We start from the raw sequence: 14,812 nt of genomic DNA, 5'->3' as shown, positions 1-14,812 counted from the left end.
CGCCACGCTCCATATCTATAGCACGCTATATAGCTAGCTATGAATATGAGGCCAAGGCAAGGGCCAATCACATCCTGAAGGGCGGGATGACGACGCAGCGCACCTCGTCCTTGACGACGGTGACCAAGGCCGAGCGGCCCGCCGTGAGATCGTAGAAGCGGTCGCGCCCGCTCTGCAACACGAGCAGATAGTCCGGCGCGTTGAACTTGCAGACCTGGTAGCGGACCTTCGCGCCGCCGATGCGGTCGACCAGATGCGTGCAGGTCATCGCCCCGCCCGCGCGCCGATACAGCGTCTCGTCGTAGGGCGTGGCCTGGGGATAGCGGCGCAGGCCTCGGAAGATCGTCGGATCGAGCGGCGCGCAGGGCGGTCCGTCGAGGCGCCAGTACGCGTCGCGGCGCGCCTGCTCGGCGCGGTCGTGTCGCGCCATGACTTCGGCGCCCACGCCGATCAGCGCGGCGAAGCCGATGGCGACGACCACCCACCGCCAGCGACTTGGCGCACGACCTTCGAGAGGCAACTTCCGGATACTGACCTGGTCGGCGGCCATAGAAAAACTCACGTTTGTAATCTTGATCTACATGCGTAAATCAAGAAACCTCGCCTGTCACTACCGAACGTCGTTCATCACACTTGACGCCACCTCGTTACATTTGTAGCGTACCCGTGACATCAGCTAGGCCGTACCCCATGACCGAACCCTCCGATCTGGAACTGGAAGTGCTGAAGGCCTTCTGGCGCGGCGGCGCGATGAGCGCCCGGGAAGCGCAGGGGCTGATCGAGCCCGAGCTGGGCTGGAGCGCCTCGACCACCCGCACCGTGCTGGAGCGGATGGTGGCCAAGGGCCTGCTGGTCCGCCGTTCGGTGCATGGCCTGGCGGTCTACGAAGCGCACAAGGGCAAGGTCGACGTGATCGGCGGGGTGCTGAACCGCCTGCGCGGCCTGCTGGAGATCGACGGCCGCCTGCCGGCCTCGGCCTTCTCGGGCAGCCAGATCCTGTCGGAGACCGAGATCCAGGAACTGGAGACCCTGCTCAACACCAGCACGAAGGACGCCGAGTGATGCATCCGCTGCTCGCCTCCACCGCCCTGGGCCTGGTCGCCGCCTGGCCCGTCGGCGCGCTCGGCCTGGGCCTGGGCCGCCTGGTCGAACGCCTGACCGACGACCCGCGCCCGCGCGCCGCCGCCTGGAGCCTGGCCTACGCCCTGCCCCCCGCGGCCCTGGCCGCGACCGTGGCCCTGACCTTCGCACCCGCCCCCACGCCCAAAGCCCCGCCGATGATAATCGCGGTCGCCGACGCCCCCGAAACCGCCCAGAGCGCGGCCGCCCCAACCGTCGCGCCCCCGCCGGCCGCCTGGGCGCCGCCGCCGGGGCTGGTCGAAGACTTGGCCTGGAGCCTCGTCGGCCTGTCCGCCGCCGGTCTCCTGATGCGCGGCTGGCGCTGGAACCGGGGCCGCCGCAGGCTGGCCGCCGCCCGCGCCGCCGCCCAGCCCTGCCAGGACTACGCCCTGATTGACGCCGTCCGAGCGCGCGCCGCGCGCCTGGGTGTGAAGCCCCCGCGCGTTCGGATCAGCGCCGACGTCGGCGAGCCGCTGCTGGCCGGCGCCCGCCGCCCCGTGATCCTGCTGCCCCAGGCCCTGGCCGAGGCAACCGACGCGAGCCGCCTGGAGCTGGTCTGCGGCCACGAACTGGCCCACCTGCGCCGCGGCGACAACTGGCGGATCCCGGCCGAGGAGGCCCTGGCCGGCCTCTTCTGGCTGAGCCCGCCCGTCGCGATCCTGCGCGGCCGGATGCTGGCCGCCCGCGAGGCGGTCTGCGATCAGACCGCCCTGGACGGCGCCGCGCCAGAGGCCCGCCGCGACTATGCCCGCGTACTGGTCGAGGCCCTGCGCATCAACGCCTTGCCCGCACCGCAATCGGCCTTCGTGTCGGCCTTCACCGGCCGGGATCGCGGCCTGGTCCGCATGCGCCTGTCGTCCATCCTGCAGCCGCACGGCCACGCGTCGGCCGTGCGGATCGGCGCGGCCCTGGCGCTGGGCGGCCTGCTGACGGCGGCCACCGGCTGGGGCTCGCTGGCCCTGGCCAGCCAGGCGCGCCGCCTTGCCCCGCCCGAAACCTTCGCCGCCGCCAAGGCGGTCACCGCCATCGCCGCCGAGGACGCCGCGCCGGCGGTCGAAGCCGCCCCCGCCGCGGAGATGACCGCGGAGGCCGCCATCGCGCGCCCGGCGGCTCCGGCCGCGCCTGTCGCGGAAGCGGCGCCCATGACGGTGGCGGCCGCGCCGCCGGCGGCGTTCGCGCCGATGGCTCCGCCGCGGATGAGCGGCGGTCCCGACCCGCACCCCGATCCGAACCCGAACCCGAACCCTGATCCGCGCCCGAACCCGACGCCCAATCCCCAGCCGGAGCGGCGGGTGGCGCGGGACATCGAGGTCAATGTCGACCAGGAGCAGACCCGCATCGAGATCCGGGCCGATCAGCAGCAGCGCACCCCGGACAGGACCATCTACCTGGGCGACGTGAGCCTGCGCGGCAAGCTGAACCCGCTGCTGGTCAATCTGAAGGTCAACGGTCGCATGGCGCCGATCGACTTCGCGCCCGCCGATCTGGCTCCGGGCATGATCGAGCGCCTGGAGGTGACCCCGCGCGACCTGTCCACCGACAAGAAGATGACGGTCAACGTCGTCCTCAAGACCGTCCCGTAAACCCGAGCGCCGCGGAGACCCCCCATGCACCCGCTGTTCGCATCCGCCGCCCTCGCGCTCGTCGCCGCCTGGCCGATCAGCGGCCTGGGCTGGACGCTGGGCAAGACGGCCGACCGCCTGACCGGCGATCCCGAGCCTCGCAGCCGCGCCTGGAACCGGGCCATCGCCCTGCCGCCGGCGGTCCTGGCGCTGATGACCGGCGTCTCGGCCCTGCCCGAGGAGACCACCGCCCCCGTCTACCAGGCGGCCCTGGCCTCCGGGGCCGTCGCCACCGCCGGCGCGGCGATGAACGAGGCCTCGGTCCGGGCGCTGTCGGGCCTGAACGGCGCCGAGACGCTTGGCGGCGTGCTGATCCTGGGCGCGCTGGGCGGCCTGGCCGTCGCGGCGACACGCCAGGTGCTGGGCCGCGCCAAGCTCAAGCGCATCGTCCGCGAGGCCCGTCCGGTCTCGCAGGAGCTGGCCCTGGCCGTTCGCGCCGCCGCCCGCCGCATGGACACGGGCCGCCCCGAGGTGAAGATCAGCGACGCCATCGACCAGCCGCTGCTGGCGGGCCTGACCACGCCGGTCATCCTGCTGCCCGCCGACCTTGTCGCGCGCCTGGATGTCGCGCGCCTGGTGCCGATCTGCGCTCACGAGCTGGCTCACCTGAAGCGCGGCGACAACTGGCGGCTGCTGGCCGAGCACCTGCTGGGCGGCCTGTTCTGGATGGTCCCGCCCTACGCCGCCCTGCGCGCTCGCGCCGCCGCCACGCGGGAGGAGCTGGCCGACGCCCTGGCCCTGGAGGGCGCGGCCCAGGCCGTTCGCCGGACCTATGCCGAGACCCTGATCGACGTGCTGCGCACCCGCGCCGCGCCCGCCCTGCACCCGGCCTTCACCGGCAAGGGAAGGAGACCGACCCTCATGCGCCTGAAAGCCATCACCGACCCGCGCACGCCCGCCGGCCCGGCCCGTCGCGCCGCCTTGACCCTGGCCGGCCTGCTGGCCGTGACCGCCGCCGCCGTCGGTTCGATCGCCCTGGCCCAGCAAGGCGACGGCCGCAACGGCCACACGCGCACGATCGTCAGCGACAGCGAGAAGGGTCGGTTCCTGGACATCGAGTCCGACCGCGTCCGCCTGACCAATACCGAGGTGGTCGACGGCAAGCCCAAGCTGGAGGTCGGTCAGACGGCGGTCTATCTGGGCGACGTCCGGGTGCGCGGCCGGCTCATGCAGCCCGAGATGCAGGTGCTGCTGAACGGCAAGCCCGCGCCGGCGGACTTCGACCCGACCGTCCTGCCGTCCCGCTCGATCCAGTCACTGGAAGTCACCAACCTGCCCGGCAAGGCGCCCCGCATGGTGTTGAACTTCATCATGTAGAGGCGAATGACACCGGTGGACAAAGCCGGTTTCGCTCTGCATTTTCAGCCCTGATCAGACGGCGACGCCAAGCACGTCGCCGTCGCTTCGGGGATGGACCATGCACGCTCGCTCTCTTCGCGCCGCCGGCGCGCTCGCCCTGGCTCTCGCGGCCGGTCCGGTCTTCGCGGGGGAGCAGTTGGCCTTCCCCGGCGCCGAGGGCGCGGGCCGCTTCAGCGCCGGCGGCCGGGGCGGGGCGGTGATCCACGTCACCAACCTGAACGACGACGGCCCCGGATCCCTGCGCGCCGCGATCGCCGCCACCGGCCCGCGCACGGTCGTGTTCGACGTCGCCGGCACGATCCCGCTGAAGCGCGAACTCAAGATCAGCAACGGCCAGATCACCATCGCCGGCCAGACCGCGCCGGGTGGCGGGATCACCCTGCGCGACCAGACCCTGGTCGTTGGCGCCGACGACGTGATCATCTGCTTCATCCGCTCGCGCCTGGGCGCGGAGAGCAAGGTCGAGGGCGACGCGATCTGGATCTCGGGCGGCCGCCGGATCATTCTGGACCACGTCTCGGCCAGTTGGTCGGTCGACGAGACCCTCTCGGCCTCGGCTCGCTACGACAAACCGGGCCAAGGCTTCCATGACCTGACCGTCCAGTGGTCGATCATCGCCGAGAGCCTGGCCCACTCGATCCACGTCAAGGGCGACCACGGCTATGGCAGCCTGATCCGAGGCGGCGACGGGTCGAGGATCAGCTTCCACCACAACCTGTGGGCCAACCACATGGCCCGCGCCCCGCGTCCCGGCAATTACGAGGGGCCGGACAAGGATCCGGTCGGGGCGTTCTTCGATTTCCGCTCGAACGTCTTCTACAACTGGGGAAGCGACAAGTCGGGCTACAACGCCGACAAGGCCACGCTGTCGGCCTACAACTTCGTCGACAACGCCTACATCCCCGGCCCGAACACGCAGAAGGCCATCGCCTTCAAGGAAAGCGATACGCTGGCGAAAGCGTACTTCGCCGGCAACAGCATGGACGGCGTGATCCCGGCCGATCCCTGGAGCCTGGTGACCTTCACCATCCCCGAGCCCGCCGGCTATCGCCTGGCCGCCCCGGTCGACGTCGCGCCGGTGACGCCCGAGCCGGCCGACAAGGCCTACGCCCACGTCCTGGCCGACGCCGGCGCCTCGGTATGGCGCGACCCGGTCGACAAGCGGATCCTGGAAGGCGTCAAGACCCGCACCGGCCAGGTGATCAACACCCAGGCCGATGTCGGCGGCTGGCCAGAACTGCCGGCGGGCAAGGCGGCCAAGGATACGGATGGGGATGGCATGCCCGACGCCTGGGAGAAGGCCCACGGCCTGGATCCGAAGAGGACCGACGGCGCGCTGCTGGCCAAGGACGGTTCGGGCTGGACGAACCTTGAGCTCTATCTGGCCGAGGCGGCCAAGGTGCGAGGATAAACGGCCAGCTCGGAACCCCCACCTGATCGCTTCGCGATCGTCCGCCCCCAAAGGCGGGCGGAAGGAAGCGCCCTTCTTTCCCCTCCGGGGGAGGAGGGCCGCAGGCCCGGAGGGGGCAAGTGAGCAAGCTCATCCCCCCTTTTGCGACGCGCCCAGCTTTCGGCTAAACCCCGCCCCATGTCGCACAACACCTTCGGTCACCTGTTCCGCGTCACCACCTGGGGCGAAAGCCACGGCCCGGCCCTGGGCTGCGTCGTCGACGGCGTGCCGCCGGGCATCGCCCTGACGGCGGAGATGATCCAGGCGTTCCTCGACAAGCGCCGTCCCGGCCAGGGCAAGTTCGTCACCCAGCGCCAGGAGCCTGACGCGGTGAGGATCCTGTCCGGCGTGTTCGAGGACGAGCGCACCGACGGCCAGCGCACGACCGGAACGCCGATCAGCCTGATGATCGAGAACACCGACCAGCGCAGCAAGGACTATGGCGAGATCGCCCAGGCCTTCCGCCCGGGCCACGCCGACTATCCCTATTTCGCCAAGTACGGCGTCCGCGACTATCGCGGCGGCGGCCGCAGCTCGGCGCGCGAGACCGCCGCGCGGGTGGCGGCCGGCGCGGTGGCGCGGCTGGTGATCCCCGGCGTGACGATCCGCGCCGCCCTGGTCCAGATCGGCCCGCACGCCATCAACCGCGACAACTGGGACTGGGCTCAGACCGAGCAGAATCCCTACTGGTCGCCGGACGCCGCCATCATCCCGGTCTGGGAAGAGCACCTGGAGACCATCCGCAAGGCCGGCTCGTCGACCGGCGCCATCGTCGAGGTCGAGGCCACGGGCGTGCCGGCCGGCTGGGGCGCGCCGCTGTACGGAAAGCTGGACGCCGAACTGGCCGCCGCCCTGATGTCGATCAACGCCGCCAAGGGCGTCGAGATCGGCGAGGGTTTCGCCAGCGCCGCCCTGACCGGCGAGGACAATGCCGACGCCATGCGGATGGGCGAGGATGGCCAGCCGGTGTTCCTGTCCAACCACGCCGGCGGCGTGCTGGGCGGCCTCTCGACGAGCCAGCCGGTGGTGGCCCGCGTGGCCTTCAAGCCGACCTCGTCGATCCTGATCCCCCGCCAGACCGTCAATGAGGCCGGCGAGCAGATCGACCTGCGCACCAAGGGCCGCCACGATCCGTGCGTGGGCATTCGCGGCGTGCCGGTGGTCGAGGCGATGACCGCCTGCGTGCTGGCCGACGCCTTCCTGCGCCATCGCGGCCAAACCGGCGGACGCGTGTTCGCGCCTGGCGAGAGCCGATAGTTGGAGAACAGAGGTCAAAGAACTTCGGTTACATTGGTCTTACCTCTGATTTATCTCGGCTTTTCGATTGACGCGCCCATGTTCGCAAGCGTAAAGGCTCGCCGAAGCAAGCTTCGGGATGGGGAACAACCCGCATAGGTTGCTGAAATCCAGGACGCGATGGCGGAGGGGGCTCGGCGCGTGCGGTTCGATCTGCTGAAGATTCTGCTGGTCGACGACAATCCGCACATGCGGCTGCTGTTGATCGAGATCCTGCGCGCCGTCGGCGTTCGCCAGGTCTACGAGGCGGTCGACGGGACCGAGGCCCTGGCGATCCTGCGCAAGGTCGCCGTCGACGTGGTGTTTACCGACCTGTCGATGAAGGGCCTGGACGGCATCGAGTTCGTCAACCTGGTCCGCCGCTCGCCCGACAGCCCCAATCCGTTCTGCCCGATCGTGATGATCACCGGCCACTCGACCGAGCGCCGGGTGCACGAGGCGCGCGACGCCGGGGTCAACGAATTCCTGGCCAAGCCGGTCACCGCGCGCGGGGTCGTGCATCGCCTCGGCCTGCTGATCGAGAACCCCCGCGCGTTCGTGCGCAGCCAGGCCTATGTCGGCCCCGACCGCCGCCGCCGCGACGACGCCCGCTACCAGGGCGACCGGCGGCGCGACGAAGACCGGGGCGTGACCTATGTGGACGTCTTCCAGAGCCCGAAGCACACGCCTCGGGCCTAGAATCGCCACGGCGCGGCCATCCGACGCGGAGATTTTAAACCCTTCGCCCGGTAGAACCTGGTGAACAGCGTTTTGTGAGCTTCACCATGACTCTTTCCCGCCTGGCGCCCTTGGCTGTCCTCCTCGCGATCGTCGCGACCTCGCAGACGGCCTGCGTCGCCGCCGCCGTGGGCACGGTGGCCGGCGCGGCCATCGGCGTCACCGGCGCGGTCGTCGGCGGCGCCGGCAAGGCCGTGGTCGCCACCGGCAAGGCGGTGATCCCGGGCGACGGGAAGAAGGACCGCGCGGAGCGCTAGAAATCTGCTCCCCTCCGGGGGAGCTGTCGGCGAAGCCGACTGAGGGGGCTAATGCGGCCTGGGCCGAGCTGCCCCCTCCGGCCCTCCGGGCCACCTCCCCCGAAGGGGGAGGAGAATTCAGTCTACACCACCAGCGCGCAGCGCTCGCCGATCGTGGGGCGCGACAGCTCCACGCGCGACAGGCCCGGGAACTGGACCTTCAGGCGCTCGGCGAAATAGAGGCACAGGCGTTCCAGGGTCGGGACTTCCAGGCCCGGCTTGTCGTTGAGCAGGCCATGGTCCAGCTCGGCCGCGACGGCCTTCAGCGCCACGTCCAGGGTCTCCAGGTCGGCGACCCAGCCCTCTTCGCTCATCTCGCCGCGCACGCTGACCTCGACCTTGAACGAGTGGCCGTGCAGCTTGCGATAGCGGTGGTCCGTCGGACCCTGCTCGATGAAATGGGCCGCGTCGAAGAACGCGGCCTTCGTGATCTCGAAGACGGGCTTCATCTGTGACTTCTTTTGACTAGGCCTGGGAGGCTCTAGCGCAACGACCCTGTCACCAAGTCGCGCGCCTTATCCGTCAGGGCAGGCCGAGATATTTGTGCGTTTGGACGCTTAAACGCCATTGTGGGTGCGAAAGGCAATAGGCGACCGCCAATTGCGTGTTCCTGTCGCGGTCCGGCCCGTCCATCGGCTGCAGGTAGAAGCGCTCGAAATCCAAGCCCGCGAAGCGCTCCGGCATGGCCTTGTCCTGCGGGAAGACCAGCTTCAGCTCCTGGCCCGAGGTCTGGACCACCGGGGCGTCGGCCTTGGGGCTGATGCAGATCCAGTCGATCCCGGCCGGGGCCGCGAGCGTGCCGTTGCTCTCCACCGCGATCTGGAAACCCCGCGCGTGCAGCGCCTTGATCGCCGCCTCGTCCAGCTGCAGGAACGGCTCGCCGCCCGTGCAGACCACCAGGCGGTCGTCCGGCCCACCGGTCCACTGGGCCTCGACCGCCGCCGCCAGGGCCTCGGCCGTGGCGAACTTGCCGCCGTTCTCGCCGTCCGTGCCGACGAAGTCTGTGTCGCAGAAGGTGCAGACGGCCTTGGCCCGGTCCTGCTCACGGCCGGTCCATAGGTTGCAGCCGGAAAAGCGGCAGAACACCGCCGCCTTGCCCGCCTGGCCGCCCTCGCCCTGCAGGGTCAGGAAGATCTCTTTTACGGAGTAGGTCATTGGGCGAGCGCTTCGCGCCCCGCCGCGTCCCACTCGACGTAGCCCTTCTCGCGCAGCTCGCACGCCGGGCAGGTCCCGCAGCCGTGGCCCCAAGCGTGCAGCTGGCCGCGTTCGCCCTGGTAGCAGGTATGGCTCTCCTCGACGATCAGCCGGACCAGGTCCTCGCCGCCCAGCGTCTTGGCCAGGGCCCAGGTCTGGGCCTTGGTCAGCCACATCAGCGGCGTCTCGATGCGGAAAGCCCGGTCCATGCCCAGGTTCAGGGCGCTCTGCATGGCGTCCATCGTGTCGCGGCGACAGTCGGGATAGCCCGAGAAGTCGGTCTCGCACATGCCGCCGATCAGGGCCTCGACGCCTCGCCGGTCGGCCAGGGCGGCGGCGTAGATCAGGAACACCAGATTACGCCCCGGCACGAAGGTCGAGGGCAGGCCGCGCTCGGTCATCTCGATGGCCCGGTCGGCGGTCAGGGCCGACTGGGCGACCTGGCCGAAGCTCCTGATGTCCAGCACATGGTCCTCGCCCAGGCGGTCGGCCCAGTGCGGAAAGCGGGCGGCCACTTCGCGGCGCACGGCCTGACGGGCCTCCATCTCGATCGAATGGCGCTGGCCGTAGTCGAAGCCGACCGTCTCGACCCGCGCGTAGCGCTCGAGCGCCCAGGCCAGGCAGACGCTGCTGTCCTGGCCGCCGGAAAACAGAACAAGCGCGGCATTGGTCTCGCGGGGGCTCATGCGAGGGTCTCGACCTGAAGGATGGGGAAGGCTTGAAGGACGGGGAACATGGGCCCTCCTCTACACGAGGCAAGGCCACCCCGGAACAGCGCGGGTGTCGCGGCCGCGATCCGCGCGATACTCCGACGACGAACGATGACGAAGTCTTTCGCCCACGAATTAAGCCTTAGCGCTGCTATTGCTGGACACAGGCGCGACTCGATCGTCGAGGTTACGCTACGGAAACGACAAACCCGACCTTCTAATGCGTCGTGAACTTGCCACACCCAGGATAACACCACCTCCCGGAAAGTGAAAAGCTGTAACCTATCGCTGTTCACTTACGATCAGGCCAGTTGACAGCTTTCAAACGCAAGTATGCAATCTCCCAATGCTGCGAGGGGCTCGCCGTACGCCCGCGTGGTGAAAAACAGTACGGCGCCGAGGAAACACCGACCCTCGCAGGCTCCACCCATAAGGCGCCGCCCGGGTCCAGGGAGGGAATTCAATGTCGCAAACTCTGCGTATGCGGAGCCTTTTGGTCATGGGCGCTTCGGCGGTCGCGATCTCGGCTCTCGCCGTCCCCGCTTTCGCCCAGCAGGCCAAGCCGCCCGCCCAGCAGAACACTACCGTCATCGAGGAGCTGGTGGTCACGGCTCAGAAGAAGGAAGAAGCGCTTCAGGACGTGCCGATCGCGGTGTCGGCCTTCAGCCAGGACAGTCTGGAAGCGCAGAAGATCGACGGCGGCCCGAACCTGCAGCAGGCGATCCCCAACGTCACCTTCGCCCGCAGCAACTTCACCAACAGCTTCAACTTCCAGATCCGCGGCATCGGGGCCAAGGCCGTCGGCGCCTCTGCCGACCAGGGCGTCGGCGTCCACATGAACAACGCCCCCATGCAGGCGGGCAACCTGTTCGAGTCCGAGTTCTACGACGTCGAGCGCGTGGAAGTGCTGCGCGGCCCGCAAGGCACGCTGTACGGCCGCAACGCCACCGGCGGCGTGGTCAATGTGATCACCGCCAAGCCGACCGACCAGTTCGAGGCCAATGTCCGCGCCGAGTACGGCAACTACAATTCGGTCAAGCTGCGCGGCATGGTCAACGTGCCGATCTTCGGCGACAAGCTGGCGGTGCGCTTGTCGGGCACGACGCTGAAACGCGACGGCTTCGTCACCAACACGTTCAACAACCACGTCGTCGACGACCGAGACCTGTACTCGACCCGCGTCCAGGTGATGTTCAATCCGACCGAGAAGCTGCGCACCAACTTCCTGTGGGAACGCTTCCACGAGGATGACGGCCGCGCCCGCACCGGCAAGCAGCTGTGCACCAAGGACGACGGTCCCGCCGCGGTCGGCGGCGTGCCCACGGGCGCGTCCCGCCGCTACCTGACACAAGGCTGTCTGTCGGCCTCGCTGTACAACGCCGCCGCCTATGGCACGGTCAACACCTCGGGCACCCTGACGGGCCTGCTGGGCAACATCTTCGGCTTCACCTCGGGCGACGCCAACGCCGGCGACACCACCTCGAGGGACCTGCGCGAGATCGAGACGGCGCTGGATCCGCTCTACCAATCGTCCTCGAACGTCTACCAGTTCACCCTGAACTACGACCTGTCCGACCAACTGACGCTGACGTCGATGACGGCCTACAGCAAGGGCAGCGTCTACACGAAGCAGGACTACAACCGGAACGTCTCGCCGGTCGCCTTCAACAGCACGCCGTTCACGCCCGGCGGCTTCTTCAACGACCCGCAGGTCGGCAACACCAACAAGTTCACGACGATCGACATCTCGTCCGGCCGGTCCGAGCAGTTCAGCCAGGAAATCCGCCTGCAGTCGGCCTTCGACGGCCCGCTGAACTTCAACGTCGGCGGCATCCACTTCACCTACCGCACGACCACCGACTACTATGTGATCGGCAACTCGCTGACCCTGTCGTCGCTGGCGCTGAACTTCTCCAACACCGGCAATCCGAACTGCAGCCCCGCGACCAACGCCCGCTGCATCGGCATCGATACGGCGGCCACGCCGACCGGCGACGGCCACAACTACTATGACAACCGCACGCCCTATAACCTGACCTCGGACGCCCTGTTCGGCGAACTGTACTGGCAGGCCAACGAGGACCTGAAGTTCACCCTGGGCCTGCGCCAGACCCGCGACAAGAAGGCGGTCAAGAACTACTCGACCGTGCTGCTCGCGCCCGGCTACGGCCTGACGCTGAACCCGACCAACCCCGACCAGCGCGCCCGCTTCAGCGAGCTGACCGGCCGCTTCGGCTTCGACTACAAGGCCCACCTGGGCTTCACCGACGACACCCTGCTCTACGCCTTCTATTCCAAGGGCTATAAGGGCGGCGGCATCAATCCGGGCGTTCCGGCGGACTCGGTCGGCATCAAGCAGACCTTCGCTCCCGAATTCGTCAACGCGATCGAGATCGGCACGAAGAACACCCTGGCGGGCGGCAGCGTCCTGCTGAACGCGACCGGGTTCGCCTACGACTACCAGGGCTATCAGATCTCGAAGATCGTCAACCGCACCTCGGTCAACGAGAACGTCGACGCCAAGGTGTACGGCTTCGAGCTGGAATCGATCTGGTCGCCGGTCCGCAACCTCAAGCTCAACGCCAACATCGGCTATTTGCACACCAAGATCGGCGCCGGCGTCACCTCGATCGACACGATGAACCGGACCCAGTCCAACGCCGCCTACACGGTCGTGAAGGTGGGCCCGAACTCGTCGGCGGTCGGCGCCAACTGCGTGCTGTCCACCGCCGGCGTCGCCACCATCCTGGGCGCGGGCGCGGGGGCAACCCTGCCCTGGGCCTGCTCGGGCGCCGCGGCCTACCAGGCGTTCCTGTCGACCCCGGCCGCTCTGGGCGGCGCGGGCCTGCCCGCCCCGACCGCCGCCTTCCTGGCCAACGCCACCGGCCTCTACACCTACGGCGCCGGTTATTCGATCGAAGGCACGGCGGCGAACCTGTCGGGCAACGAGCTGCCCAACTCGCCGCACTGGACCACCTCGGTCGGCGCCCAATACACCTTCGAGCTCTCGAGCGGCTGGTCTGCGACCCTGCGCGGCGACTACTACCGCCAGAGCAAGCAGTTCGCCCGCGTCTACAACACCGACTACGACCGCCTGAAGGCCTGGGACAACGGCAACATCACCCTGAAGGTGGAAAAGCCGGAGTGGGGCCTGTCGATCGACGCCTACGTGAAGAACATCGGCAACAAGACCCCGATCGTCGACGCCTACACCACCGACGACAGCTCGGGCCTGTTCACCAACGTGATCACCGCCGAACCACGTCTATACGGCGTGGCCATCACCAAGTCCTGGTAAGGCGCCCGCGCACCCAGGGGATGCTGGAGGGGGCGGCGGTTTTCCGCCGCCCCTTTTCCGTCCGGCCCCGTTTTACCCTCCGGCGGGCCGGAAAGCGAAAAGACCAGCACTTTCCGTCGGTACCGCGCCGGGCGGCGGCGTCGACTTAACGACTCCGCAAGGGCGCCCGGGGCAAGGTGCGGCTCCAAGTCCCAGCGAAGCGCCGTATGGATACGCTGAACCGTCTGATCGACCCACGCGCCCCGATCGCGCCCGGCACGCCTTGCGGCGATGTCGCGGCGATGTTCGACGCCGACGCGGCCCTGGCCGCCCTGGCCGTCGTCGACGGCGATCGCGCGCCCGTGGGCCTGGTCTATCGCGACGTCCTGCAAGGCATGATGCGCGTGGCCGGCGAGCAGCTGGCCGACAAGCCGATTTCCGAGGTCATGGACACCGCCCCCCGGTCGGTCATGGCCCAGACCGACGCCAACAGCTTCGTCAACGACCTGGCCGACAGCCCGACCCCGGTGTTCCGTACGGCCTATGTCGCCGTCGACGCCGGCGGTCGTTATGTCGGCGTAGGCGGCCTGGCCTCGCTGCTGGCCTCGCACCGCCGTCGCCAGGGCGAGGCGCGCGACGCCATGGCCATGGTCGAGCGCATGGCCGTCGACATCGGCGCGCACCTGGACGGCGTGCTGGCCATCACCGGGCGCCTCGAGCAGCAACGCCTGACGCCCGACGCCGCCGCCTTCGTCCGCGCCATCGGCGACACCAGCCGCGACATGGGCGAGACGGTCGGCCGCGCCATCGACCTGCATCGCTCGGCCCGCGGCCAGCTGACCTTCTCGCCGGCCCCCGTGCGCCTGCGCGACTTCGCAGACGCGGTCGAGGCCCGCTGGGCCGCCCGCGCCCAGGAGGGCGGCTCCACGCTTCTCGTCTCCTACGACGGCGATCCGGAATGCGGCGTCGATGTCGACGGCGAGCGAATGCTGCAGGTGTTCGACATCCTGATCGAGAACGCCCTGGCCTCGGGCCGCGGCATGATCGAGGCCCGCCTGACGGCCCGCGCCGACGGCGACCAGATCCGCCTGGAAGGCCAGGTCCGCGACAACACCGAAGGCCATGCCGACGAACGCCTGGCCCGCGTCCACGATCCCCTGGGCGGCGCCAGCCAGCAGGACCGCAGCGAAATGGCTCTGGGCGTGGCGATGGCCCTGGCCCGCCGCCTCCTGCGCGCCATGGGCGGCCCGCTGCGCGCCGAGGCCAATCGCGGCGCCGGTCTGACCGTGGGCTTCGCCCTGTCGCTGACCCCGGCCTCGGTCGTGGTCGCCCGCGCCGAGGCCGAGCCAACCGTGTCCGGCCGCGCGGCCCATATCCTGATCGTCGACGACAACGCCACCAACCGCATGGTCGCCGAGGCGCTCTGCGACATGTTCGAATGTACGTCGGAACAGGCGGTCGACGGCCTCGAGGCGGTCGAGATGGCCAAGAGCGGGCGCTACGACCTGATCCTGATGGACATCAAGATGCCGCGCATGGACGGCATCGCCGCCACCCGCGCCATCCGTGAGATGAGCGGCCGCGCCGGCGCCGTGCCGGTCGTGGCCCTGACGGCCAACGCCGACCCCGCCGACGTCCAGACCTATGTCGCCGCCGGCATGCAGGACGTCGTCGAAAAGCCGATCAAGCCCGAACGCCTGGCCGCCGTGCTGAACGCTCTCCTGGGCGGCGAGGACGGCGAGGGCGAGGAAGCCGCGGCCTGAGCCGTCGTC

The 14,812-nt window shown here is 69.3% G+C and carries 13 protein-coding genes; 9 read left to right on the top strand and 4 right to left on the bottom strand.

Annotation, left to right across the window (positions count from 1 at the left end):
* Window positions 1-67: 67 nt before the first annotated feature.
* A complete protein-coding gene (locus MZV50_RS05365; RefSeq protein ID WP_252633384.1) occupies window positions 68-550 on the bottom strand; it encodes a hypothetical protein in 483 nt (160 codons plus the stop codon).
* Window positions 551-690: 140 nt separating this feature from the next.
* On the opposite strand from MZV50_RS05365, the gene MZV50_RS05360 reads away from it, so the two are divergent.
* From MZV50_RS05360 to MZV50_RS05330, 7 genes are all read left to right on the top strand, one after another.
* Window positions 691-1,062: a BlaI/MecI/CopY family transcriptional regulator gene (locus tag MZV50_RS05360; RefSeq protein WP_252633383.1), complete on the top strand. Its 372-nt coding sequence runs from the start codon at window positions 691-693 to the stop codon at window positions 1,060-1,062.
* On the top strand, window positions 1,062-2,702 hold the full coding sequence (locus MZV50_RS05355) for a M56 family metallopeptidase (protein ID WP_252633382.1): 1,641 nt from the start codon (window positions 1,062-1,064) through the stop codon (window positions 2,700-2,702). Before MZV50_RS05360 ends, MZV50_RS05355 begins: the two co-directional genes overlap by 1 nt.
* Window positions 2,703-2,726: 24 nt before the next feature.
* On the top strand, window positions 2,727-4,058 hold the full coding sequence (locus tag MZV50_RS05350) for a M56 family metallopeptidase (RefSeq protein ID WP_252633380.1): 1,332 nt from the start codon (window positions 2,727-2,729) through the stop codon (window positions 4,056-4,058).
* 100 nt (window positions 4,059-4,158) lie between these two features.
* Complete coding sequence (locus MZV50_RS05345) at window positions 4,159-5,511, top strand: pectate lyase (RefSeq protein ID WP_252633378.1); 1,353 nt, start codon at window positions 4,159-4,161, stop codon at window positions 5,509-5,511.
* 177 nt (window positions 5,512-5,688) lie between these two features.
* Window positions 5,689-6,807, top strand: coding sequence for a chorismate synthase (aroC, locus tag MZV50_RS05340; protein WP_252633376.1), 1,119 nt, complete (start codon window positions 5,689-5,691; stop codon window positions 6,805-6,807).
* A gap of 180 nt (window positions 6,808-6,987) precedes the next feature.
* Window positions 6,988-7,524 carry a response regulator gene (locus MZV50_RS05335; RefSeq protein ID WP_252633374.1) on the top strand — a complete coding sequence of 179 codons (537 nt, stop codon included), beginning with the start codon at window positions 6,988-6,990 and terminating at the stop codon, window positions 7,522-7,524.
* A gap of 86 nt (window positions 7,525-7,610) precedes the next feature.
* Window positions 7,611-7,820, top strand: a complete 210-nt coding sequence (locus MZV50_RS05330) for a hypothetical protein (protein WP_252633373.1) — start codon at window positions 7,611-7,613, stop codon at window positions 7,818-7,820.
* Window positions 7,821-7,942: 122 nt separating this feature from the next.
* Here the strand turns inward: MZV50_RS05330 and MZV50_RS05325 are convergent, their stop codons facing one another.
* The 3 genes from MZV50_RS05325 to queC all read right to left on the bottom strand — a co-directional run bounded on the left by MZV50_RS05325 (window position 7,943) and on the right by queC (window position 9,739).
* A complete protein-coding gene (locus MZV50_RS05325; protein WP_252633372.1) occupies window positions 7,943-8,308 on the bottom strand; it encodes a 6-carboxytetrahydropterin synthase in 366 nt (121 codons plus the stop codon).
* 73 nt (window positions 8,309-8,381) lie between these two features.
* On the bottom strand, window positions 8,382-9,014 hold the full coding sequence (gene queE, locus MZV50_RS05320) for a 7-carboxy-7-deazaguanine synthase (RefSeq protein WP_252633371.1): 633 nt from the start codon (window positions 9,012-9,014) through the stop codon (window positions 8,382-8,384).
* Entirely contained in the window at window positions 9,011-9,739 is a 729-nt protein-coding gene (gene queC, locus MZV50_RS05315) for a 7-cyano-7-deazaguanine synthase QueC (protein ID WP_252633370.1), read from the bottom strand. The genes queE and queC overlap by 4 nt, the downstream gene beginning before the upstream one ends.
* Before the next feature lie 487 nt (window positions 9,740-10,226).
* Here queC and MZV50_RS05310 point away from each other — a divergent pair, with 487 nt between their 5' ends.
* Both MZV50_RS05310 and MZV50_RS05305 read left to right on the top strand, forming a co-directional pair.
* Window positions 10,227-13,061, top strand: coding sequence for a TonB-dependent receptor (locus MZV50_RS05310; protein ID WP_252633369.1), 2,835 nt, complete (start codon window positions 10,227-10,229; stop codon window positions 13,059-13,061).
* 206 nt (window positions 13,062-13,267) lie between these two features.
* On the top strand, window positions 13,268-14,803 hold the full coding sequence (locus MZV50_RS05305; protein WP_252633368.1) for a response regulator: 1,536 nt from the start codon (window positions 13,268-13,270) through the stop codon (window positions 14,801-14,803).
* The last annotated feature ends 9 nt before the right edge of the window (window positions 14,804-14,812 follow it).

Origin of the sequence: Caulobacter segnis, from assembly GCF_023935105.1 — a bacterium.
GTDB lineage: Bacteria > Pseudomonadota > Alphaproteobacteria > Caulobacterales > Caulobacteraceae > Caulobacter > Caulobacter segnis_B.
Note: the sequence above shows the minus strand (reverse complement) of the source record. Positions and strands in the feature narration are given on the sequence as shown.

What these genes read in the sequence shown, in the direction of transcription:
- MZV50_RS05365 (WP_252633384.1), bottom strand. Translation starts at nt 550, where the DNA reads ATGGCCGCCGACCAGGTCAGTATCCGGAAGTTGCCTCTCGAAGGTCGT.
- MZV50_RS05360 (WP_252633383.1), top strand. Translation starts at nt 691, where the DNA reads ATGACCGAACCCTCCGATCTGGAACTGGAAGTGCTGAAGGCCTTCTGG.
- MZV50_RS05355 (WP_252633382.1), top strand. Translation starts at nt 1,062, where the DNA reads ATGCATCCGCTGCTCGCCTCCACCGCCCTGGGCCTGGTCGCCGCCTGG.
- MZV50_RS05350 (WP_252633380.1), top strand. Translation starts at nt 2,727, where the DNA reads ATGCACCCGCTGTTCGCATCCGCCGCCCTCGCGCTCGTCGCCGCCTGG.
- MZV50_RS05345 (WP_252633378.1), top strand. Translation starts at nt 4,159, where the DNA reads ATGCACGCTCGCTCTCTTCGCGCCGCCGGCGCGCTCGCCCTGGCTCTC.
- aroC (WP_252633376.1), top strand. Translation starts at nt 5,689, where the DNA reads ATGTCGCACAACACCTTCGGTCACCTGTTCCGCGTCACCACCTGGGGC.
- MZV50_RS05330 (WP_252633373.1), top strand. Translation starts at nt 7,611, where the DNA reads ATGACTCTTTCCCGCCTGGCGCCCTTGGCTGTCCTCCTCGCGATCGTC.
- MZV50_RS05325 (WP_252633372.1), bottom strand. Translation starts at nt 8,308, where the DNA reads ATGAAGCCCGTCTTCGAGATCACGAAGGCCGCGTTCTTCGACGCGGCC.
- queE (WP_252633371.1), bottom strand. Translation starts at nt 9,014, where the DNA reads ATGACCTACTCCGTAAAAGAGATCTTCCTGACCCTGCAGGGCGAGGGC.
- queC (WP_252633370.1), bottom strand. Translation starts at nt 9,739, where the DNA reads ATGAGCCCCCGCGAGACCAATGCCGCGCTTGTTCTGTTTTCCGGCGGC.
- MZV50_RS05310 (WP_252633369.1), top strand. Translation starts at nt 10,227, where the DNA reads ATGTCGCAAACTCTGCGTATGCGGAGCCTTTTGGTCATGGGCGCTTCG.
- MZV50_RS05305 (WP_252633368.1), top strand. Translation starts at nt 13,268, where the DNA reads ATGGATACGCTGAACCGTCTGATCGACCCACGCGCCCCGATCGCGCCC.